Source organism: Spirosoma liriopis (genome assembly GCF_023196085.1).
GTDB classification, from domain to species: Bacteria; Bacteroidota; Bacteroidia; order Cytophagales; family Spirosomataceae; genus Spirosoma; species Spirosoma oryzicola.
In genome coordinates this window covers 58,449-82,145 of the sequence record NZ_JALPRF010000010.1, presented here as the reverse complement: position 1 = coordinate 82,145, position 23,697 = coordinate 58,449, and the positions used below count along the sequence as shown (strand labels likewise).

The 23,697-nt window shown below is 48.3% G+C and carries 18 protein-coding genes; 5 read left to right on the top strand and 13 right to left on the bottom strand.

Annotation, left to right across the window (positions count from 1 at the left end):
* The first annotated feature begins 165 nt into the window (after positions 1 to 165).
* On the top strand, positions 166 to 2,286 hold the full coding sequence (locus tag M0L20_RS27750; RefSeq protein ID WP_435531852.1) for a prolyl oligopeptidase family serine peptidase: 2,121 nt from the start codon (positions 166 to 168) through the stop codon (positions 2,284 to 2,286).
* A 66-nt stretch (positions 2,287 to 2,352) separates the two neighbouring features.
* On the opposite strand, the gene M0L20_RS27745 is transcribed toward M0L20_RS27750, so the two are convergent.
* The 6 genes from M0L20_RS27745 to msrA all read right to left on the bottom strand — a co-directional run bounded on the left by M0L20_RS27745 (position 2,353) and on the right by msrA (position 9,286).
* Positions 2,353 to 2,865, bottom strand: a complete 513-nt coding sequence (locus M0L20_RS27745) for a hypothetical protein (protein ID WP_232560549.1) — start codon at positions 2,863 to 2,865, stop codon at positions 2,353 to 2,355.
* A 502-nt stretch (positions 2,866 to 3,367) separates the two neighbouring features.
* Entirely contained in the window at positions 3,368 to 3,574 is a 207-nt protein-coding gene (locus tag M0L20_RS27740; protein ID WP_232560548.1) for a YodC family protein, read from the bottom strand.
* Between the two features lie 157 nt (positions 3,575 to 3,731).
* Positions 3,732 to 4,280, bottom strand: coding sequence for an RNA polymerase sigma factor (locus M0L20_RS27735; protein WP_232560547.1), 549 nt, complete (start codon positions 4,278 to 4,280; stop codon positions 3,732 to 3,734).
* Between the two features lie 422 nt (positions 4,281 to 4,702).
* Positions 4,703 to 7,891 (bottom strand): efflux RND transporter permease subunit, encoded by a 3,189-nt coding sequence (locus tag M0L20_RS27730; RefSeq protein ID WP_248480428.1) that lies wholly within the window; start codon positions 7,889 to 7,891, stop codon positions 4,703 to 4,705.
* Between the two features lie 225 nt (positions 7,892 to 8,116).
* Positions 8,117 to 8,524: a hypothetical protein gene (locus M0L20_RS27725; protein ID WP_232560545.1), complete on the bottom strand. Its 408-nt coding sequence runs from the start codon at positions 8,522 to 8,524 to the stop codon at positions 8,117 to 8,119.
* Positions 8,525 to 8,713: 189 nt separating this feature from the next.
* Positions 8,714 to 9,286 (bottom strand): peptide-methionine (S)-S-oxide reductase MsrA, encoded by a 573-nt coding sequence (gene msrA / locus M0L20_RS27720; protein WP_232560544.1) that lies wholly within the window; start codon positions 9,284 to 9,286, stop codon positions 8,714 to 8,716.
* A 161-nt stretch (positions 9,287 to 9,447) separates the two neighbouring features.
* On the opposite strand from msrA, the gene M0L20_RS27715 reads away from it, so the two are divergent.
* Positions 9,448 to 10,329 carry a PPK2 family polyphosphate kinase gene (locus M0L20_RS27715; RefSeq protein WP_248480427.1) on the top strand — a complete coding sequence of 294 codons (882 nt, stop codon included), beginning with the start codon at positions 9,448 to 9,450 and terminating at the stop codon, positions 10,327 to 10,329.
* A gap of 119 nt (positions 10,330 to 10,448) precedes the next feature.
* On the opposite strand, the gene M0L20_RS27710 is transcribed toward M0L20_RS27715, so the two are convergent.
* The 7 genes from M0L20_RS27710 to M0L20_RS27680 form a co-directional block, all read right to left on the bottom strand.
* Positions 10,449 to 11,285 (bottom strand): DUF4097 family beta strand repeat-containing protein, encoded by an 837-nt coding sequence (locus M0L20_RS27710; RefSeq protein ID WP_248480426.1) that lies wholly within the window; start codon positions 11,283 to 11,285, stop codon positions 10,449 to 10,451.
* A gap of 5 nt (positions 11,286 to 11,290) precedes the next feature.
* The gene (locus M0L20_RS27705; RefSeq protein WP_232560541.1) at positions 11,291 to 12,148 is read right to left on the bottom strand and encodes a DUF4097 family beta strand repeat-containing protein; all 858 of its coding nucleotides are present in this window, start codon (positions 12,146 to 12,148) and stop codon (positions 11,291 to 11,293) included.
* A 34-nt stretch (positions 12,149 to 12,182) separates the two neighbouring features.
* Complete coding sequence (locus tag M0L20_RS27700; protein WP_248480425.1) at positions 12,183 to 12,998, bottom strand: HEAT repeat domain-containing protein; 816 nt, start codon at positions 12,996 to 12,998, stop codon at positions 12,183 to 12,185.
* On the bottom strand, positions 12,988 to 13,533 hold the full coding sequence (locus M0L20_RS27695; RefSeq protein WP_248480477.1) for an RNA polymerase sigma factor: 546 nt from the start codon (positions 13,531 to 13,533) through the stop codon (positions 12,988 to 12,990). The genes M0L20_RS27700 and M0L20_RS27695 overlap by 11 nt, the downstream gene beginning before the upstream one ends.
* A 163-nt stretch (positions 13,534 to 13,696) precedes the next feature.
* Positions 13,697 to 14,242, bottom strand: coding sequence for a 3'-5' exonuclease (locus M0L20_RS27690; RefSeq protein WP_232560539.1), 546 nt, complete (start codon positions 14,240 to 14,242; stop codon positions 13,697 to 13,699).
* A gap of 60 nt (positions 14,243 to 14,302) precedes the next feature.
* Positions 14,303 to 15,808 carry a S41 family peptidase gene (locus M0L20_RS27685; protein ID WP_232560538.1) on the bottom strand — a complete coding sequence of 502 codons (1,506 nt, stop codon included), beginning with the start codon at positions 15,806 to 15,808 and terminating at the stop codon, positions 14,303 to 14,305.
* Between the two features lie 105 nt (positions 15,809 to 15,913).
* Positions 15,914 to 16,366, bottom strand: coding sequence for an ABA4-like family protein (locus tag M0L20_RS27680; protein ID WP_248480424.1), 453 nt, complete (start codon positions 16,364 to 16,366; stop codon positions 15,914 to 15,916).
* A gap of 137 nt (positions 16,367 to 16,503) precedes the next feature.
* Here M0L20_RS27680 and prmA point away from each other — a divergent pair, with 137 nt between their 5' ends.
* From prmA to M0L20_RS27665, 3 genes are all read left to right on the top strand, one after another.
* Positions 16,504 to 17,334, top strand: coding sequence for a 50S ribosomal protein L11 methyltransferase (prmA, locus tag M0L20_RS27675; protein WP_232560536.1), 831 nt, complete (start codon positions 16,504 to 16,506; stop codon positions 17,332 to 17,334).
* Positions 17,335 to 17,392: 58 nt separating this feature from the next.
* A complete protein-coding gene (locus M0L20_RS27670; RefSeq protein ID WP_248480423.1) occupies positions 17,393 to 22,417 on the top strand; it encodes a hypothetical protein in 5,025 nt (1,674 codons plus the stop codon).
* Between the two features lie 515 nt (positions 22,418 to 22,932).
* On the top strand, positions 22,933 to 23,433 hold the full coding sequence (locus M0L20_RS27665) for a response regulator transcription factor (protein WP_248480422.1): 501 nt from the start codon (positions 22,933 to 22,935) through the stop codon (positions 23,431 to 23,433).
* Positions 23,434 to 23,697: the final 264 nt, after the last annotated feature.

Here is a 23,697-nt window from a genome sequence, read left to right as displayed (position 1 = left end):
CGATTCGGTAGGATCAATACGTATGCCAATGATCAAAACGGCAGGAAGCCGATTGTAAAAGCTAACTTGTAATTTCAGTTTTCTAAACCGTTCTTCGTAGTACGTTGCCTCTCATCAACGGCTCCTCATTTTATGCGTTCTCTCAACCTTGTTTATTTATCGCTTATGCTCAGTTCATCTGCGGCTCTGGCTCAATCGGAAGGCAATACCACTAGCGGGTCTTTAGCCTACCCTAAACCGAAAAAAGTTGACCAGACCGATACCTATCACGGTACGACGGTTGCCGATCCTTACCGCTGGCTGGAAGACGACCGCTCTGCGGAAACCGCCGAATGGGTCAAAGCCGAAAACAAAGTCACGTTTGACTACTTGGGACAAATTCCGTACCGGCAGCAACTTCAGAACCGACTCGAGCAAATTTACAACTACCCAAAATACTCAGCGCCCAGCCGGAAAGGCGAATGGTTCTATTTTTCAAAAAACGACGGATTACAGAATCAATCGGTGCTGTACCGTCAGAAAGGGCTTGACGGAAAACCTGAATTGGTAATCGATCCCAACAAACTATCGGCTGACGGAACAACCCGGTTGGGTGCGTTTTCGCTGTCCAAAGATGGTAAGTACGCCGTAGTTGGTTTGTCGAAGGGCGGTTCCGACTGGCAGGAGTATCAGGTAATGGATTTGGCTACCAAACAGTATCTTTCCGACAAGATCGAGTGGGTAAAGGTATCGGGCGCGGCCTGGCAGGGCGACGGCTTTTATTACAGTCGGTACCCAAAGCCAGAAGGCAGTGCGCTGGCGGCTAAAAACGAAAACCACCAGGTTTATTATCATAAGCTGAATACCCCACAGTCAGCCGACCGGTTGGTTTACGAAGATCCGCAACATCCGCAGCGCTTCCACATTGCCAGCACAACGGAGGACGAACGCTTCCTGCTGCTGAGCATTAGCGATCGGGGCAAGGGTAAAGATGGTAACGCGTTGCTTTTTGTCGATTCGAAATCCGGTCAAAAGACGTTTACACCGGTCGTCGAAGAAATAACCGATTTCAGCTATGGCGTCATTGACAACGACGGCGACCGCCTACTGATTTTAACGAACGAAAAAGCCCCCAATAGCAAGGTCGTAGCCTTTTCGACAAAGACAAAAGCTTTCTCGCCACTGATTCCGGAAAAACCGGAGCCAATTGCTGAAGGTAGCGTTAGCGCAGCCGGGGGAAAACTATTCGTTGAATACTCAAAAGACGTGACGTCGAAAATTGAGGTATTCGACTACGCTGGAAAGCGGGAAAGCGACATTCAACTGCCAGCCATTGGTTCAGCAGGCGGATTCGGCGGTGAGAAAGACGATAAGTTCGTTTTCTACACGTTCACCTCTTTTACGTTTCCCCCAACGATCTATCGCTACGATATAGCTACCCGCAAAAGCACTGTATTTCGGGCACCGGAGGTAGACTTCAAACCAACCGATTACGAAACGAAGCAGGTTTTTTACACCAGCAAAGACGGCACAAAAGTGCCTATGTTTCTGACCTATCGAAAAGGAATAAAACTCGACGGTACCAACCCGACGCTTTTGTACGGCTACGGCGGTTTTAATATTAGCCTTCCGCCGGCCTTCAGTCCGTTACGAATTCCTTTCCTGGAACAGGGTGGCGTGTATGCTCAGGCCAACTTGCGGGGCGGCAGCGAATATGGTGAGAAATGGCACGAACAGGGTATGAAGCTCAAGAAGCAGAATGTCTTTGACGATTTTATAGCAGCTGCCGAATACTTGATAGCGCAGAAATATACCAGTCCCGCGAAGCTTGCGGTACAGGGCGGTTCAAACGGTGGGTTACTCGTGGGTGCAGTGATCAATCAGCGGCCCGACCTGTTTCGGGTTGCTATTCCGCAGGTGGGTGTAATGGATATGCTTCGGTTTCACAAATTCACGATTGGCTGGAACTGGATTGCCGACTATGGCAGCAGCGACAACGCCGACGAATTTAAAGCATTATACGCGTACTCGCCTATTCATAATTTGAAAGCGGGAGTCAACTACCCGGCTACGCTCATCACCACCGCCGACCACGATGACCGGGTTGTTCCTGCGCACTCGTTTAAATACGCGGCTACGTTGCAGGAGGTTTATAAAGGCCAGAACCCGGTGCTGATTCGTATCGATACCAATTCAGGACACGGGGCTAGTAACACGAAAAAGAATATCGAGACAACCGCTGATATTTATTCGTTCATTCTATGGAACATGGGCGTCCGCAATCTGAAGGAAATAGCTAGCAAATAGTCTGGTTTACATACAAAAAGCGGACATCTACTGTTAGATGCCCGCTTTTTGTATGATACCTGATTCTTATAGTTTAAGCGTAAGTCCTAGTTTCAGTGTAGCTAAGCTGGAGCCTAACTCTGCAAAAGCACCTAATTTTTCGCTGAAGAAATAACGGCCACCCACATGAACAGGTACATACACGGTTCCATAATTGTCAGCAAAACCACCGTAAGAAAACGAGAAGTAAGAAAGGCCTAAACCTGCGTATAAATCGGCTTTATCGGTAGTCAGATTGAGCAGTTGATTAAAGTGGTAAGAGCCTCGGGCACCAATATCAAACGAGTTATAGTTGTATGATGCAACACTGCCATAACTTCTATAACCAACTACACCACCGACGGTAATATTTGGAGCCACGCCAAAATCCGCAGCAGCATTTAGGCCAATACCACCACCACCAGAGTAGTAACCGTAACCGCCTACGCCGATACCAAGGTTTATAAATTTAGTGCCTTTATCAATAGCTAATTGGGCAAATGATTGAGTGCTCAACAATAGGGCTATTACGAACAAAAACGAAAAGTGAAATTTTTTCATGTGGTATAACTGTTTATGTAAAACTGGGGACAAATTAAATTATATTCGTTTTGCTTTACAAACTCGCTTATTTAAGCTCTTATTTATCGGTTGGATAAACGCTTTATTTACAATATTTTCAATGACTCCATTGGCGAAATAAACAGTTGTCCCACAGCATATTGTACACATATTTCATTTAATTATACGTGTTCTATTACCTAATTAAGTGTAGATACGTTTGAGTAAGCGGTTAGAAGATGGTAGTATCAAATTATTACTCTTTAATCAATAGAATAGCTAGAAAACAAGCATTTCGTTACTCTATAAATAGCTTTACAGCTTACATTTTCAAAACTCTTTTTAGCCACTAATCACTTCTAGTCAACAGATGCACAGCTTAATAATAAAAACGTCGGCAATGCTATGAGCCGACGTTTTTATGAAAGCAAACATGTGGTGATTCCCCATTTTACGTACAAAAAAACGTCAGTCCTGATGCGACTGACGTTTTCAGTGGTTCTTATGATTTTGCTCCTAACTCCTGACCGCTGGTAAGCTTGGTGAGCTTCGTTGCATCATAATCCTGTTGACTAGGCTTGTCTTCGCTGCTACTTTCGCACGTAACAGTTCGACCGTCATCGTTTACTGCTTTTACCGTCATCGGCGGCCCGCCTTCAAGTAAAGCTACCTGATCGCCGGGTTGAAATTGAACGGGTGCATCTGCCATGGTAGTTATGATTTATGTATAACATGAACTCAATAACCAACTAAACAACCTTTCGGAACAAGTGTCTAGAAAATTGAGCGATTGGAATACATAGATCAAACTCACGCATAGCAGTAGGCTTGCTACCCTTAACCTAGAACGGTAGGGTAACACTTGACTAATAATGGCTGAGGTATAGTTCCTGTAGCTTGTCGCGCGTCCGTTTCAGGCGCATTTTAACTGCACTTTCCGAAATGTTGTAATACGAGCTGATCTCCTTGACGCTTAGCCCTTCTTCGTGTTTCATCCGAAGCAGCTTTACTTCGTCGGGCGATAAGTCGTTCATAACCCGTTCCAACACCTGTAGTTGGTTTTCAACGGAAACGGGAGCTTCGGGTTCCGCCACTCCGCTTATGATTTCGTCCGACAGGGATTCCATGTTAAGCCGCTTGGTCAACCGCAGTTGATCAAGACAGTAGTGATGAGAAATCGAATACAGCCAGGTGGAAAAAGTAGAGCGGTTCTGAAACGTATCTAACTTATTGAATACCTTCAGAAAAATATCCTGTGTGTAGTCCTGAGCAGCTTCAGAATCTTTGGTAATGGACAAACACTTTTGGTAAACTTTAGTAACATAGCGGTTGTAAAGCGCTTCGAAAGAGTCCTCTTCGTTTGCTCCCTGGAATGCTTTTACTAACTGCTCATCCGCTACCTTGGCCTTTTTCATAGCAAATGTGTTGATGCTTTTTAACGGCGGTGTGAATTATTGTAGAAACAAAGATAATACAGAATTTTATAAGTCAACTAACGGTTACAACACCAGATTGTTTAAACAGATATTGTACGTACATCATTAGTAGAAACATTTATATAGATAACTAGCAATATTCACTAAAACCCTTAAATAATAAGGAATTTGCTCGCTCAAGGAGTAAATTATTTGGCTTATAGTATGGTAATTGACAATTTCAAATTTACTAGACGGTACTATCTATAAGGAAAGACAACCTAAACAACGGGATATACCACATCGAACAAAGCACAATTAAACGATAAAATGCTACATTACAGCTAGTTACAAAACACATAATCGTATAACTTCTGGCTTACAGACGTAAGTGCCAAGCCGTAAGCCAGAAGTTATACGTGTTAATTGTTGGAATCGCTGATTTTGGTTTTCTTGGCTAAGGCGTTTAAAATCAGATCGTCGTCCAGCTTAAGCTTTTTGCTTTGGAACCGCAGGGCAAGCGTAGCAAACAAAACGTACAAGCCAGGGACTAGAATAAGGCCAAATACGGTTCCTATAAACATTCCACCAGCAGCGGCTGTCCCGATAGAGCGGTTTCCCAACGCACCAGCGCCCGACGCCATACAAAGAGGAATCAAGCCCGCAATAAATGCCAGCGATGTCATAAGGATCGGTCTTAGCCGGGTAACAGCACCTTCTATTGCCGCTTTAACAATGGATAACCCTTCCTGCTGACGCTGATTGGCAAATTCAACAATCAGAATCGCGTTTTTTCCCAGCAGACCGATTAACATCACCAGCGCTACCTGCGCATAAATATTGTTTTGTAAGCCAGCAAGCTGAAGGCACAAAAACGAACCGAATATACCGGCAGGTAAAGACAGCAGTACGGGCAAGGGCAAAAACAGACTTTCGTACTGGGCAACCAGCAACAGGTAGACAAAGACCAGACAGATTAGAAAGATATAGATTGCCTGATCGCCCGACAGAATTTCTTCGCGCGACATACCTGACCATTCAAACGAATAACCACGCGGCAGGGTCGTGCTGGCAACTTCCTCGACTGCGCGCAGGGCATCCCCACTACTGTACCCTTTTGCCGCTTCCCCGTTGATGAGCGCCGATGTATACATATTGTAGCGCGTCAGCTGCTCTGGCCCGTACACGCGCTCAAGGGTAACGAAGTTGGCATAAGGCACCATTTCACCCTGGTCGTTCTTCACGTAAAGATTTAAAACGTCTTCGGGTTTGGCGCGATACTCAGGAGCCGCCTGCACAAAGACGCGGTACATTTGCCCGAAGCGAATAAAGTTGGTGGCGTACAGGCTTCCCATCAACGTTTGTAGGGTATTCATCGCATTGTCAATCGATACCCCTTTTTGCGCAGCCTTGTCCTGATCGACGTGCAGCATGTATTGCGGATAATCCGGATTGAAACTGGTGAAAGCATCGCCAATCTCGGGCCGCTTTTTCAGGGCCGCAATGAATCCGTCGGCTACTTTCTTTGTCTTCTGCAAATCGCCCGATCCGGTGCGATCCAGCATCCGTAGCTCAAAACCGCTGGAATTACCAAAACCAGGTACCGTCGGCGGAGAAAAATACTGAATGCTGGCATCCTGAATGTGCTGAGTTTTGGATTCCAGCGCGGCAATAACATCGTCGACGGACTGTCCCCGGTCTTTCCAGTCTTTAAGATTGATCATTCCCATTCCATACGAAGCGCCCGCTCCATCGGTCATCAGGCTAAATCCGGACAGGGTCGATACGTTTTCAACGGCGTCCATCTTTGAGGCTACCTGCTGAATTTTATCCAGCACATTTTCGGTTCGTTGCACCGTTGCTCCGGCAGGCGTTGTTACGTTGGCGTAGATCATGCCCTGATCTTCGGTTGGAATAAAGCCGCTGGGCAGCAAAGAGCTAACTCCCCAGGTACCACCCGCGAATAACACCAGCATAGCAATCGTTACGACTCCTCGACGCACAACGCTTCTCAGTAGCTTTTGGTAGCGACCGGTCAGGGCGTCGAAACCCCGGTTGAAGCCCGCAAAAAACCGACCCAGCAAGCCGGTTGGAGCATGATCATGGGCCGGTCGTAAAAGTAGTGCACACAGAGCGGGTGTCAGCGTCAATGCATTCAGACCCGAAATAAGAATAGCGACCGCCAGGGTAAGCGAGAACTGGCGATAAAAAATCCCGACAGGCCCCGCCAAGAAAGCCACCGGTACAAAGACCGCCGACATGACCAGCGTGATGGCAATCAGGGCACTGCTGATTTCTTTCATGGCTTCCATCGTAGCCTCGCGGGGCGGAAGGTGCTCCTCGCTCATTTTGGCGTGAACAGCTTCGACAACCACAATACCATCATCGACCACAACCCCGATGGCAAGCACGAGTGCAAACAAGGTCAAGAGGTTGATCGAGAAACCAATCAGACTCATAAAGGCGAAGGCCCCAATCAGCGCGACCGGCACTACCAAGGCACAGATCAGAGTAGACCGCCAGTCTTGTAGAAACAGAAAAACGACAATAAACACCAGCACAAAGGCTTCCAGAAGCGTACGAACAACTTCGTGAATCGATGCATCGAGAAAGCGCGATACGTCGTAGGCAAAGTTATAGGTCATGCCGGGCGGAAACGAAGTTTCCTTAATCTCGGCCATGCGTTTCTTTACGTTATTGATGATATCACGCGCATTCGAGCCGGGCCGCTGTTTAAGCATAATCGAAGCCGACGGGCGCCCATCGGTTTTTGACGTTACGCTGTAATCGGCTGATCCGAATTCGATCTCGGCTACATCTTTCAAGCGCAGTATTGATCCGTCTGGATTAGCCCGTAAAACAAGATTCTGATACTGCTGAGGCTGATTAAACTTGCCGGTATAGCGCATCACATATTGAAGCACCTGCGGACTTCGGTCGGCACTTTCACCCGCTTTACCCGGAGCGGCTTCGACATTTTGCTTTTGAATCGATTCGACTATCTCCTCCGCCGAAATATTGTAGGCTGTCATCCGGTCTGGCTTCAGCCACACGCGCATTGAATACTCCCGAGCCCCCATGATATCGGCAAAGCCTACGCCTTCGATTCGCTTTAGTTCAGCCAGAATATTGATATCGGCGAAGTTGTAAATAAACTTCTCGTCCATATCGGGATCAGTACTCACCAGATTGAGGTAGAGCAGCATACTGTTTACCTCTTTCTCGGTAATTACCCCGGCTTTAATCACTTCCGCAGGCAATTCGTCCAGAACGGACGTTACCCGGTTCTGGACGTTCATAGCCGCCAGATCGGGATCGGTTCCTACGTTGAAAAAAACCTGGATCAACGTCGTGCCGTCGTTACTGGAAACGCTGTTCATGTAAGTCATGCCCGGTACACCATTGATCGCTCGTTCCAGCGGAGTCGCTACCGCTTTAGTACACACTTCGGCATTCGCCCCTGTATAGGTGGCGGTTACCGTTACCGAGGGCGGCACGATATCAGGAAATTGAGTAACGGGTAAGCCACTGAGCGCCAATAAACCCAGTAACGTAATCAGTACGGATATCACCGCTGACAAAAGCGGTCTTCTAATAAATAAGCTAAACATGAAGGTAGTATTGATAATTACGCGAGCGCGCACGACTGACTGCCTATCCTGTTCGGACATGGTAAGTCGATGGCTTCAGAACGGTATGCAGGAAAGCCCAGACACGCTTGACAGCGCCTGTATATAGTTTGTCTGGTAAAAACAGCAACGTAACGCTATCCTGCCAAACGACGGATGCCGTCCGGTCAGCATTACTTCCGGGATAGCGATTGTAGGGAAAGAAACTTAAAGCGTAACCTGAGGGGGCGGAGACAGAATGTCCAGCACGTGGGTAGGCACACGCATGACGTTGAAGGGAATAAACTCGGCTACAAGAAATCGAGCCACCAATACCAACGGAGCAAACACAAAGGATTTGACGAAAACGTAGTCTTGTCCTAGTTTAGTCAGACTTGATTCTTCATCGGGTTCATCGTGCTCAGGAACAGCGTCAACAAGGCCAAAGCATTCTTCCAACAGAAGCTCGCCAAAACTCTCAATGTCGTTGACAGACAAGTCTTCGGCTTGCTCGTAGGGCCGCGAAGTGGTTCCGTACTGGTCGGGCGGGTCAATGCTAAGATTAATGACATGCAGCGCCATCAACAGGCAAATCAGCCGGTGTATCAACGCGCTATGTCTTTTCTTTTTCTTCATTAACGCCAGTCAGTACCTAGACAAAGATAAACAGGATAGGCCGAAGCTTACAGCATTAAACTCGTTTCGCAACTAGATTACCTTTTTCTCTTATTTTTTATAAGTAAGCTACAATTTCTGTATCGCTGAAACGATACCAATAGCAACAAAAAAGCCCCGTTCGGGGCTTCTTGTGACTACTTTCTGTTCCTAACCAATGGCCTGCTCAGCCGTTTTCAATTTCTCTTTGAATACTTTTTTAAACTTGTCAAGCTTGGGAGCGATGACAAAAGCACAATAGCCCTGACCCGGATTATTAACGAAGTAGTTCTGGTGGTATGCTTCGGCTTCGTAGAAGGTACTGGCTGGACTGATTTCCGTCACAATCGGGTTGTTGTAAGCACCCGCTTTGTTCAGTTCTTCTTTGGCCGTTTCGGCTAACCGCTTCTGCTCGTCGTTGTGGTAGAAAATCACGGAGCGGTATTGCGTACCGACATCTGCGCCCTGACGGTTCAGCGTCGTTGGGTCATGGCTGCGGAAGAAGGCTTCAAGCAGTTCCTGATAGGTAATCTTCGATGGATCGAATGTCACCTCAACGCACTCAGCGTGCCCCGTTGTGCCCGTGCAGACTTCTTTATAAGTAGGGTTTGGGTTCTGACCGCCTTCGTAGCCCGAAATGGCTGAAATCACGCCGTCCAGCGAGTTGTACATCGCTTCCGTACACCAGAAACAGCCCGTGCCAAACGTAGCTTTCTGAAAGTTTGTTGATTGTTCTGTCGTCATGTCTGAGGTGCTTGACCAAGAATGTTCACCGCCAGCGTTTTATATATAACCCGATGGCAATGCAACACCAGTTGAAATAGCCGCCAACCATTATATGAAAATTTGGTTGTTAGCTGTATTGATAACACAACCGATCCGCGTAAAGTTTACGCCCTTTTCCTGTGAAAGATTTCGACACCGACAGCTTCCGTTACGACGGCGACAAGCCATTCAAGATTAAAAAAGCTCCCACAAAGGTTGATGATCTGTACGAGGACAACGACCACTACGATACCTTACGACAGCAACAAGCCGCCGAAATCGACAAGTGGCAGGAGCGGATGTATGCGTACAACCGCTACGGCATGGTCGTCGTTTTTCAGGCGCTTGATGCAGCCGGTAAAGATGGGACGATTCAGCACGTATTTACGGGTACCAACCCGGCTGGAGTACGCGTTTATTCCTTCAAACGACCGACCGATCAGGAGCTTGACCACGATTTTCTGTGGCGAAGCTGGCGCGAACTACCCGAACGGGGCACGATTGGCATTTTCAACCGCTCGTATTACGAAGAAGTGTTGGTAACAAAGGTGCATCCAGAAATTTTAACCGATAGTCAGCGGCTACCCGAAAAAGCAACGGCTGATCTGGACAAACTTTTCAAGCAGCGCTTTGAGGCTATTCGGGATATGGAAAAATACCTGCACCGAAACGGTTTCTTAACGATTAAGTTTTACCTGCACGTCTCGAAAGAAGAACAAGCGGACCGGCTGATTGCCCGAATCGAAGACGCATCTAAAAACTGGAAGTTCGAAGAAGGCGATGTAAAAGAGCGTAACTTCTGGGACGACTATCAGGACGCTTACGAAACGTGTATCAACGAAACAGCCGCCGATAATTCACCCTGGTACGTAATCCCCGCCGATGACAAAAAGAACATGCGTCTGCTGGTTGGACGGGCGATAATCGAAGAATTGAAGAAACTTCCTATCAGTAAGCCTGAACCCGACGAAGAACGGTTCAAGGAGTTGCAGAAGCTAATCCCTGTTATCAGGAATCAATAAACTCACACTGTTAACGTACTGGTACCAGGCCATCAATTTCTTATTTCCTATACCCAGTGCTACGTACTGAATTGTTTTCCGGTTCCTTTGCTAACAGCGACAGGAGCCGGAAAACACTGTTATTTAGCCTTACGGATATAGATATTCCCGTTCATATTTTTCATCATCATTTCGGGACCACCACCGTTGATTTTACCCCGCACCCAATCTTCCACTGTCACCCGATACATGCCGTTTTTTTCCGTCCGAGTCGTTTTGAGTGGGCCTTTGTCAACGTCGATATCGAAATCGCTGTAGACATCGCCCCGGTCTGATTTCAGCTTAACCGACGCTTTAGCATTAGCCGGAAACGTTACGTCAACATTTCCATTCAGCGTCGAAAAAGCCATCGGCACGTTCGCATCAACGGCTTTGAACGAAACGATTAGATTACCGTTCACCGTATTAGCTACCACCGAACCCGCTATACCGCTCAACTGGATTGCTCCGTTGACATTCGTCACTTCGAGAGCGCCATTGACGTTCTCAACCGTGATTTCGCCTTGGTTAACCGTACTGAGCTTTAACGAACACCGCTGCGGTACTTTGATGGTTAAGTCAATCGGACGTTTCCAGGAATCGGAGCTGACCTTAACGTGGTTGTCTTTTTCCTCCGCGCTGATGTCCATGTTAGCACCAGCAGCAATGCGTTTCATACCGTTTGCGCTGGCATCTCCTTTTTCTTCTTTGTCTGATTTACGAGCAGCGGCTATAGCGTTGATAACGATATCTTTTCCGCTGTAACCCGTGACTCGGATTGACCCATTCACTAAACCAACGTTTAGGAAACCGGGCTTGGCCGGATCGCTCAACGAAACCGTAATTTGTTCTTTGAGATCGTTCTGTGCGACTAATGGGTAAGCCATGAACAGAAATGGCACAAACAAGCTGGCAATTATTGATCGGTTACTAGCCATGAGTATCAGGATTGCTTTTTGATGTAAATGTTACCGTTGAAGGTCTCGAATCGGAACGTTTTCCCTCCGCCCCCGATTCGTATGGCGGTATTTTTCGTGAGTTTGTAGACCGTTGCTTCTCCCCGACGCTCCTGGTTCTTGGTAACCTGCGTAGGAAGAACCTCTGCATTCGGAAAGTCGGTGTAGAATTCACCCTGAAAGCTTTTGAATTGCAGGTCTGCTGATAAGTTGGCCGGATAGCTAACCCGAATAGCACCGTTCAGTGTGTAATACGATGATTTGTCGGGAGGGCTCACCAGGTAGTTGATCACCACATCGCCGTTGATTGTGTGCGCATCCGTAGCGCCTTTGGCGTTGACAAGCGTAATGGCTCCGTTCACATTAGTTACTTTTAACGAGCCGCTTACGTCCTTCACATCAATGTTACCCCGGTTGACGGTAGACGCGTGAAGATTCATCTTGTACGGAATTTTCACGGTAAAGTTGAGCGTAAAATCATACTCGATGCGTCGATCATGGTTTTGATTCTTCCAGCTACGATTCGGGCGGGAGTCGAATGGCTCAGCGATGTAAGCAATAATGCTATCACCCCGCTGCTCGAAGTCAACCTTGAATTCTTTTTTTCCCGTTTCCAACACGTCTTTGTCTTTCGCCGTAATTGTTTTATCAACGCTCAGGACAACTTTGTCACCCGAATAGCCTTCCACTTTAATGAAGCCATTGATGTTATAAATAGCCAGCGTACCGCCGTTTGGCGCCGTAAACTCTTTCGTTACACGCTCTCTAAACTCCTGAGCGTGAACCGGCGATTGGGCACAAGCGAGCACCAACCCCGTTAAACAGGGAATCAAAAGTGATTTCATAATTGTGATTGATTTAAGGTGTACCGGACTGATTCTAGGACAAAGCTTTTAGACTCTCTTGGATTTTACTTTTAACCAGATCATTGAGACGTTCCTGCCGTAGCAGTTGCTGAAGCGGCTTGATCGACCGTTTCTCCTGTAACTTCACCATCACATCGGCCAGCGCAGCCTGCACCAATGGAGACTCCTGCCGCGTCAGTGATTGCACCAAGCCCTGCCGTACGGTAGGATCGTCAGCTAGTTTCGCCAACGCTTCCAGCGTCACCAGTCGGACATTGACGTTTGGATCCTTATTCAGTGTGGTTAACAAGGCTTCCACGACCCGCTCGTTGGCCTGATTAAGATCATCAGTGTAGCTAACCGCCCGGAGCCGTTCGGAAGCCGATGGATTGTCAATAAGCGATAGCAACATCATCTGGCGCATCTCCTGAACTTGCGAAGACAAGGAATCCACTTGCTGTTGATAGGCCAACACCGGCCGGTTCGGCGACCAGTACCCGACTAATATTCCAAATCCGATCAGGGCAAGGCTGTAGGCTAAACGTAGCGCCATCTGTGGCGTCCAGAACGTACGCAGTTTCGCCACAAAGCTGGTTAAGCCAGTAGCCTGTTCACTGCTGACGGAATCCTTATACGTATCGAGCATGGCATCGAATCGTACGCGCATCCGTTCGCTAGGCTCGGGTACTGCCAACGAATCCAGCTGGCTCCAGAGTTGCTGCGTTGCATGAGCTGCCCGCTGGCAGTCAGGGCATGTAGCCAGGTGTGCTTCCATTTCGAGCCGCTCAGCATCCGGCAACTGGTTGCTGAGCCATTCCGTAAATTGCTCGTTAGCCTGTTCACAGTTCATGTGTTTTTCGACCCGTTTCTAGTAACAAATAAATTCGCCTTAACTCGTTGATCGCCCGGTGTACCCGTACCTTTATCGCCCCTTCTGTACTATTGAGCACCTGCGCAATTTCGCTGTACTTTAACTCCTGAAATCGGCTCAGAATCAAGATTTCGCGCTGTTCTCCGCTTAGCTTTTCCATCGCTTTACTCAGCATATCCTGGTTCTGTTCCTGCTGCAAATGATCGTCAGCCCCGGTTCCTCCCCCAATCCGGTCGGACAACTCATTGATGTCGGCCTGATTAGCCGCGCGTTTGTTTAGCTTAATTTGATCCGCCAGTACATTCCGGGCCAGGTGGTACATCCAGGTTCGAAACTCCCCCTCTCCCGTGAACGTATGACGATATTTCAGCATTCGATAAAACACCGTTTGTACCATATCCTCGCTGGCTTCGGTTTGTCCCGTCATGCGAAACAGAAACCCGAACAACGGTCGATGGTAGCGCTCGAAAAGCAAGCCCATCTTATCCAGATCGCCCGCTTTTACCTGGAGCATGAGTGAGTTATCCGTTAGTGCATTCAATCGGGTAGGAATGGATTTACAGCATTTGGGACTGGAAACCGCACACGATGGGAAAGGTTACAGAAGTCAGCAAAAAAAATTTCCAGGCTAACCAACCTGGAAATCAATAAGAGATTCAGCGAAATGGATAAAGCGATCAGTCGTCTATGCTGACTTTCGCCGTTCCAATGCGTGGGATAAGTCCGTGCGCATCGTGCTGAAGCAACAATTCGAAAAGCTGAACCGTAGCCGCAGCATCGCCCTGAGCACGGTGACGGTTGTTAAGCGGAATATTGAGCGAGTTACAAAGCTTGCCTAGGCTGTATGACGGAAAACCAGGAAAGACTTTTCGGCTCGTCCGAACGGTACAGAGCGTCCGTCGAAGGTAATCATGGCCAAGCCACTCCAACTCTTTTTTGATGAAATTAAAGTCGAAGCCGACATTATGGGCGACGAAAATAGCATCCTGCGTAATATCTATGACCCGGTTGGCTACATCGGCAAACAGGGGAGCATCCTGAACCATTTCTTCCGAGATACCCGTCAGGTGGCGGATAAAAGGAGGAATTGGACATTCGGGATTCAGCAGCGAGTGAAACGAATCGACAACTTGCTGTCCGTCGTGGCGGTAAATAGCGATTTCGGTAAGCCGGGAAGGGCCTTTGACCCCACCAGTGGTTTCAACGTCAACGATACAATACACACAGAAATGGTTTGCGGTATTCGATTTAACGAAAGTCGAATACCGTATAAAAGTACAGCTTTAGCGTGATGCCTGCAACGGTCGGGCTTTAATTGGCTGGATCGGTTGCCGAGCCACAACTCCCTCCCGAATTAGCCGGAGCGTGTAATCCAGTACATAATCCCGGTTGGAGAGCAGGTCATCATAAGAACGCGCAACCTTGAAATCTGGTTCGACGGTAAAGCCATTCGCCCGGTCAGCTACGACGGCATGCGTCAGCTTCTTCAGCGGAATCCGAACCTGTAAGTGCGAATTGGGTAGAGTAATTGTTTTGAAGTGACCGGCAAAATCACCCCAGTAAGCACTTCCACACGCTTCCCCAACGAACGTTCCCATACCAGCGTCTAACGTTTTGGCGAGTACGGTCGTAGCAGCAGAAAACGATGCCCCGTTCATCATAAAGTACAGATTACCTTTAAACGCTGTTTTGGTCCGGGGCCGGTAACGCCGACGCGACGAGCGACTGGCGAAGCCATCGACGCCGGCGGCCTTGTACTGTAAGCTAAAATTGAGCGCCGAAAAAGGATTCCATCGGGTAACGAGTTCGTTACGAGCCGCCCGCTTCATTTCTTCGTGCTGCATAATCGTGAACGGCTTCGGCATCCAGTACCGCAGCAACCGCGCGGAATTAAGCACAATGCCCCCACCGTTGCCCTGCATATCAACCACTAAATTTTGGACGTTTTTTTCTCGAATTTCCCGAAACGCCCGCTTGAGTCGCCGGTTAAATGCCCACTGAAAAGGACCGTTCTTTTTGATACCCATGAACGTTGACACCCGAAGTACAGCCGTATGCGTGAGTGTATCGACAATTCGTACCGACAAATTGGGTCGCCGGTCGATTTCCTGCGGGTACCGACGCTGAACAGTAGCCCGGAACCGGTTCAAGGTTAAACAGCCAAGACGCGCGTATCGAACCAGCGTATCATTGGGAAGCCGGTATGTTATTTTGATCGAATCGGCAGAACCGTACCACGCTGCATAATAATCGGCAAACTGGACCAAACTCCACTGACGTCGACCGGTCAGGTTGTCGCCATCGGATCCCGAGTGATCGGCCTCCATCAACTCCCGGTGCAAATCGGCGATGGTACGTCCATTAATCGTCACCAGTTCTGTACCGCGCACAAGCGTGGTATCGGCTGACACATTATGACTGATGAAGTACTGTTCGCCAACGGGCCGGATATAGAACGGAATAAACCGCGTCGTTTTGCCGATGTAATTTTTACGGTGATTCAGATTTGTGTGTCCGTCTTTAAGCGCCGTAACCAAAGGGCTTACGTGGTGATAGAATGCCCAGTAATCGACGGGTGCTGTCAGCCGGTTGTAAAGCGAGTCGTATAGCTGCTCCATGCGCGGCTTGGGCGTGTAATAACCCATGCCTGGATGCAGTAGATCAAGCTTGCGCTTTAGGTAATTGATATCGGTGCGGGCCTGCTCAGGAGTAAGTGTTTGAGCAAAAGCAACTGGACGGCCCAGACCAGCTAGCAAACTCACAAACAAAAGAATGTGGCCTATCTTCATTGATACGAGTTACGGTAAAGGCGAGTGTTTTCGCTCGAATAGTAATCCTACGGTGAAGATAGAGTTTTGCGCAACTAAAATCAATTAAAAATGTTTAGAATATTATTAAAATTTTGTTTCCGGTTTGTTTGACAAAAACAGCCGGAGCAGCCCGTAGAGCAGTAGTCCGCTTGGCCCTAGCATAAAACACAACAACAAACAGGGAATCAACCAACCATGCGCAATTTCCCGGCTTTGTCCGTCGCGGAGCACGTAGCTACCCGCTACCAGATCAAAGGCCAGGTAATGAATCCACCCACCCAGCACAATTTCTTTAGGCCCCTTGAAAAGCGCCTGTATTCCGGCCAGCGAACCAAACGCCCCAAAATCGATACCCGGCCCGCCCGACGCTGCCGGAGCGACCAGCAGGTAATACATGTATAGACCACCCAGTATCATGGGGATCGGTAACAGCTGCACCAGCATTTGGGTAAGCCGCCAGCGCGGAGCCACAATCATGAAAAACCACTGCGGTAACACGAGCAGGTTGGCGTACGAAAAGGCAGTTTCCGGAGTCATGGATGATGAATTTTTGTGTTCCTGAAGCTAATCAAAAATCAGGATGCTTTTGATACGGCTAGCTGAGAACGTCACCAATTAGGATTCATCTGCGCGAAGCAGCTTACACGACTTGCCTTTTTCATTACCTTAGAGGTATGAATTACATTGAACTTCAACTGCACGTTACCCCCGATTACACGGATATTCTCACGGCTGAACTGGCCGAACTTGGCTTTGAATCGTTCGTCGAGACTGATGAAGGACTAAATGCGTATATTATCGAGACGGATTTTGACGAAAAAGCCCTGGAAGAACTTGTTGCTAAATACACGAATCAAACCGCAATAGCCTACGAAGTCAATTCGTTAGAAAAACGAAACTGGAACGCCGAGTGGGAACGAGAGTATGAGCCGATTGAAGTGGCTGACAGTGTCCGGGTCCGGGCGTCCTTCCATGAACCGGACGCCCGGTTTCGTTACGACATTGTGATTAATCCTAAAATGTCGTTCGGCACGGGTCATCACGAAACGACAGCGATGATGCTGGAGCAACAGCTTGACCTTGATTTTGCGGGTAAGACCGTACTTGACGTTGGCAGCGGCACCGGCATTCTGGCCATTCTGGCCGCCAAGATGGGTGCTAGATCCGTTCAGGCATTTGATATTGAAGAATGGGCGGTTGAAAATGCGGTTGAGAACGCAGCCATCAACGACTGCCCCCAGATTTCGGTATTTCAGGGAACGATTGACGACATTAAGGATGAGCAGGGACGGTATGATGTGATACTGGCCAATATCAACCGAAACGTATTACTAGCAGAAATCCCACTCTACACACACTTACTGAACGAAGGCGGCTATCTGTTGGTCAGCGGTTTTTATGAACACGACGCGCCCGATATTCAGCAAAAAGCAATTGACGCTGGCCTTTGGGCCGAAAAAACAAAGTCGGTTCGGGAATGGACCTCGATCCGATTTAAAAAGTAGCATAGAACAGGGCGTAGCCACCAGACGCTACGCAGACATTTTTCGCAACAAATCACGAATGAACGGCATCTACTTTACCGCCCGATACAAGCTGTATCCTAGCAGAAACTATGACAGGAAATCACCCTGCGCATGGGTTGCCCCGCTACAGACTATACTTCTGCTTGTGCTTTTCCTGTCGGTATCTCCTTCTTTTGGTCAGGCTGTCCGGTTTTCGGATAAGCCAGATCAATTTATGGCAGAAGTGCAGAAACTGATGGCAACGGGCGGAGCGGGAGCTGTTCGGGCCGGGACAAATCTACAATCGTTATGGTCCGAAAACCGCTTATCGGCTCAGCAGCAGGAGCGCGTTATGGCATTGAGTCGCAAAATGAACCAGAAACGGCTTCAGGCAGCCGCCCATTTTGCTCCACTCTACGAAGCCTTATACCAGGCCAGCAACAGCCAGCAGTCGGGCGGTTCGTCAGCCAACGTCGACGGTATCTTGACGGTAGCCGAAAAGCTGTTCGAAGCGAATGATCCGAAGGTCTTCGCCCGAAGTATGGAAACCGTTCGACGGTTCATTGACCGGCATGAACTCTACGCCAGTAACTACAACAAGCTTTACGCACAGGGCGGTTCTTACCAGATTCGTTACGTAGATGCAGCTCAACCGGTTAGCACCACGGGTGTAGCGACGCCTGCCGACTCGCTGGCAGCCGCCAAAGCCGCTGCGGAGCGTTCGCGCTTCGACGGCTGGGACACGCCCGCTTCGTCGGACTCTACGCAACCCAAAACGATAGGTGTTCAGTTTATTCCTCAGCGTCGGCCTATCCCAACGGTATCGGGTGCGGTTATTTCGTTGAAAGATGCGTCGCTGGCGATTGTTGCCAATGGTGATTCGGCTACGTTGGCCAACACCAGTGGCGATTTTATGCTCAAAGACGGCGTTTGGGTCGGTCAGGGCGGTAAGTTTACGTGGGAGACCGCCGGACGACCGGACATATTCGTGACACTCAGCGACTATTCCATGTCGGCGACGAGTCCGAAGCTAGCCGCCGATGATGTGACTCTTACCTACCCAACTGGTTCGGCGAAGCCTGTTAAAGGCGTTTTTGAATACGTCAGCAAAAAGAAAGGTGGTCCGGTTACCTATCCGCGTTTTATGTCGTGGCAAAACGACGCCAAACTACCGGACTTAGGCACCGATATCGATTACCGCGGAGGGCTGGCGCTGTCGGGTACGCAGTTAGTCGGTGCATCGGCGAGTAGCCAACCCGCTCAGCTAACCGTCAAGTACAATGGCAAGCCAGCGTTTACGGCAACTAGCCGACGGTTCGACTTTAGCACGAGTGATACCACTACAGCTGGATTCGGTGGCACAACGGGCAGTGCAAAACCATTGATTTCGGCTAATTCGGCATCCTTCGTTGGCTATGTCGATACCGATTCAATTACGCATCCATCCGTAAAATTCCGGTACGATAAAAATCAGCGTATTGCCTGGCTTGATCGTGAACAGCGCACCGACTACGCCCGCGTTCCCTACGCCGATTCGTACCACAAGTTTTACATTTTGCCGGAAGTGGTACGCTGGGACTTACCCCGCCGAAAAGTTGATTTTTATCAGGTCGGTGCTAAACGGGAAGTACCCGTTCGCTTTGAGTCGTTCGATTATTTTCAGCCACAGCGTTATTCGGACCTGACAGTCGATTACGGCTTTCATCCGTTGCAGATCGTAGCCAATTATATTTCGACCAAGAAGCAGCAAACGTTTCTCGACGACGACATTGTTCGATTTGCCAAGGTTAGTCCGGTTGCGCTACGCGGATCGCTGAACCGTATGGTGCTCGAAGGTTACCTTGATCGCGATCCGAGAACAAGCCTGATGCGCCTGAGCCGTAAAGGGTACCTGTACGTGCTGGCTTATACCGGCAAGCGCGATTACGACAACTTCCAGGTTCAGTCAATCTTTGCGTCAAACGACAGCACCAAAAACGCAACCATCAACCTGGACGACAAGCTTTTGACCATTCGGGGCGTTGAACGGTTTACCTTATCCGACTCGCTTAAAATATTCGGTATTCCTTCTGACAAAACATTGCGGATTGGCAAAGGCCGGGCTTTTACGCTGAATGGACAATTCAAGGCGGGAACACTTCGCTACGCGGGCCGGGATCTAAAGTTCGATTACGACAAGTTCGCCATGAACCTCAACAAAATCGATTCGATCACCTTCTCGTCGCAGAAGCTGGCGGCTCAGGGAAAGGAAGGCGAAGTAGGGGGCGACATCAAGTACGAGAACCCGGGGATGGTGTATTTCGGGAGTGCCGACAACAAATCGGGCCGTATTGCGGGGAAAAAGACCACCCAACGGCTGGTGATGCCGGAGGGGATGACCGTTTATTTTAACCAGCCCGTTCGCGGAGATATTACCTACAACCAGAAAGTTTATTTCAAAATACCGGCCATTGACAACGACAGCTTAGGCAAAGGAGACATTTCGTTTATAGGTACGTTCCATTCTGACGGTATTTTTCCGCCCTTCAAAGCCGAGCTGAAAACCATGCCTGACAATACGTTGGGCTTTGTGCATAAAGCTCCGGCTACTGGCTATCCTGTTTACAGTACCAAAAAAGGAACGGCTCCATCGAACGTGAAGTTTACGGGCGAGCTGGTCATGGACAAAACGGGACTACGGGCAGAAGGTATCCTGAACCACCTTACTGCCAGCCTGAACACGAAAGGAATGCTGTTCATGACCGATTCACTGATCGCGTCCGGCGACAAAGGCGAGATTAAGGAAGGCCTTGTCGGCAAGGGGTATTTCCCGCAAGTGCAATTGAATAATTTCAGCATGAAGTGGTGGCCCAAAGCCGATAGTATGGTCATCACCACGCAGAAGAATAACTTTAACTTCTACGGAGCAACAACGAACCTGGAAGGTGGTCTGGCGGTACGGTCATCGGGCTTATTCGGTAACGGAACGCTCCGCCGGAAAGACTCCGAAGCCATTTCAAAGAGTATCAAATTCAACAAAGAAGGTTTCGTAGCCGACAAGGCTCAGTTCAAAATCCTGTCGGATAAAGATGCCAACCGGCCTATTCTCCTGGGTAACGACATCAACGTTGATTTCAACCAGACGAAAGGAATTGTAAGTTTGGCCATTAACAAGAATACGACCCTTGATGATACTCTGGCAGGGTCGAGCGTTGAGTTTCCATTTGCCGCTTACAAAACCAATATCAACCGCGCCCAGTGGAATATAAACGCGAAGACAATTGCTATGAAAGGCGACGTAAAAACGTCTACCTTCACGGCTACCGGAGAAGAGCAGGAAGGCTTAACATTCAACGGATCGGCGGCTGTATATGACGTTGAGAAAATGATGCTCAACATCAACGGTGTGCCGTACATTACATCGGCAGACGCTCGAATCTATCCCGATAAAGGCTCCGTGGCCATCCGGCGTAACGGTGAAATGCTGGCGCTAAAGAATGCCCGTTTAGAACTGGATACGGTTAGTTTGTTTCACCGACTCAAGAACGGTAATATTCAGGTGTTGTCCCGCACGCGTTTTGCTGGTGATGCGACGTACCAGTTTGCAACGGCAAAAGGCGACACCGCCAGCATCAAGATGGGTAGCTTCGAGTTGAAAGAAGCGCCAACGCTGACCGCCGATACCAAGAAACCCACTCGAAGCAAACGCAACTCCTCGCAAAAGGCCGCAACCACCTACTTTACGGTAGCCCGCGCCGAAGTCGACGAAGACGACAATCTGCAATTAGCGCCCAAAATGCTTTACAAAGGGACAATTGCCATGCAAGCTCCCGAACGCGACTTATCCTTGGACGGTTTTATAAAACCCGCTCTCAAGAAGCGTCAGGATCTGATCAGTGGTTGGATTCCATTCAAGGAGAAAATTGGAGAGCGCCTTGAAATCAAAGTCGATAAAAACCTGAAAAACGAAGGCAATCAACAACTGGTAGCAGGTATTCACTTCCGAGTTGGTAACGCCGGTCTTTACCCAACCTTCCTGTCACCAAAAGAAGATCCGAAAGATGAGGACCTTTTTTCGGCAACAGGGATTATGAGTTATGACGAAAAAGACAAGGTTTACCGGATTTCGTCCAAAGGCAATGACTCACCAGTTGGACAACCAGCTTTAGCAATTGCTTCTGCCGACATCGCAAGTCGCTCGGATAGCAGCGCAGCGAGTTCAGATGATGTTGAAAACGCCTTTACATTCAATGATAGCCGTGGTGTGATGACGTTTAAAGGCAAGATGAATCTGCTGAATGCCGGTCCGAACGAATACCTGCTGGCCTCCGGCTCGGCACGAATCAACATCGATAGCAGTCAATATCGGCTAAACACCCTGTTAGCCTTTTCGTTTCCAGTACCCGATCCGCTGAACAGCAGTATTGCCGACAAGTTGGTTAAAAGCAATCAGGAAGAAAAGAACGACGAAGCGGCTGACGACGATCTGAACCGGCTTTCGGATAAGTTACTTCCGCTGATTGGCCAGCAGGCGGTCGATGCGTACCGAACGAAAGCCCAGAACCAGCATGTGCCACTTAATCAGGCATCGCCCAAACTAGCCGGGACGCTTGTACTTGCTAATGCAAACCTGCGGTGGTCTGATAAGTTCAGCGCATTCTACAGCACGGGTCAGTTAGGCGTCTCTAACATGTCGGCAACAGATATCAACGCCCAGATGGACGGTTTCGTAGAAATCCGAAAAACGGCCAACGGTGATGAGGCTAGTATTTATCTGGAATCCTCACCTGACGTTTGGGTTTTTTACGATTACAAACCAGGAAGCACCCCTACCGCAATCGGCCAGCTTGCCATCATTACGTCAGATCAGGAGATCAATGATCGGCTCATGGCAGGTACCAAAAACAGCGCCAAAGCAACGGTTGAAATCGTTCCTGCCACCGCTGATGAGAAAACGGCTTTCGTCGAGCGGTATCTGGATCAGTACAAGACCAAAGCGAAACCTGCTCCCAAGCCTAAACCGCAGCCGGGACAGAAGGTAGTGAAGGAGGAAAAGAAAGAAGAAAAGAAAAAAGACAAAGAAGCCGAAAAAGAAGGTTTTTGAATTGGAGAGGGACCTTAAAGGTCCCTTTTTTTATGGGAACCACTCCCTATCGTTGAACGATGTGTAGCTGAACTTTGCCAGACCGGCCTTAGACACGATTCACACAGACCGAAGAAGGTGAAGCGTTGATGTATTCACTGCATCTGTAACAGTATTTTATTTGTTACAACTCTGCTTTATTCATAGCGTAGTAAGCGAAATTAAAATTGTATAAAAAATAGATGAGAGTCGATAGATGGCTTTGTGTTAAAATTTTACTGGTTATAAGTGACTCGCAAACAAGTTCGATTCTATATAATTGGTAGGCGTATAAACTAAAGAGGAGAACCAGAAAGTATACTAAAAACCAAGCAGTTAACTATAAAACTACGAAGAGAGGAGTTATTCAGCGACTGCAAACCAGTAAATAGCAAACGAAGCTAACTATGGTTTTTTTTCATGTGTAGGTAACCTGAGGTGATGTAAGTAGTCTAAAACTTAGATCTAACCCCATTTGGAACTTAACGGCCAATACAATGAATCCAAAATATCATTTGCTAATCGTGGATGAAAATCCATACGTAGCTGATATTCTTGTCCAGACTTTGAAGACAGACTTTTCTATTACTGTAGCGAACACAGGTCAGGATGCAGCTCGGCTATTAATCCAAGGTCAGCGGTTTGACTGTGTACTTACTGAGCTTAACTTACCGATTTTTAGTGGTCTTGAGTTGACCAAACTTATTCGTATGAGTAAGCTGATCTTCCAGACGCCAATAATTGTTCTTTCAAATGCTCCTGACAGCAACACTCGTATAGAATGTTTAGAGCAGGGCGTTGACAGTTATATTTCCAAGCCTTTTAATCCCTTGGAAGTAAAAGCCAAAATCCACGCTATTTTACGCCGTTCGTCGCGGGATGAGATTCGTGAGCCAGCCTCCGCGCGTCTTCAGCCCGAAGACAAACCCTTCTGGCTTCCTAAATCACGAATTCTTTCTTTACTTTTTAGGGGCTCCCTCGCAACGCATAGTGCTTAACCTCTATGGTGTAGCTTACCTAGTTACTCAGCAAAACGTGTGCCAGCTTTGCAAAGTCACCAAGACGTAGAAGCATACATCTTGTAGCTGAGCAACGCTTGTAGACTGATCTCTTGATCTTGCTGCGATAACGTTATCACACGTAGCAATGAAAGTCAAATGGTTACGTATGAACTCACGAATCGTCAAGAGTAATAAGTAGCAAAGAGCATGTGTTGTCTGAGAATACCTATTTCCGCTAAAAGCCAAACAATGGTCAACAAC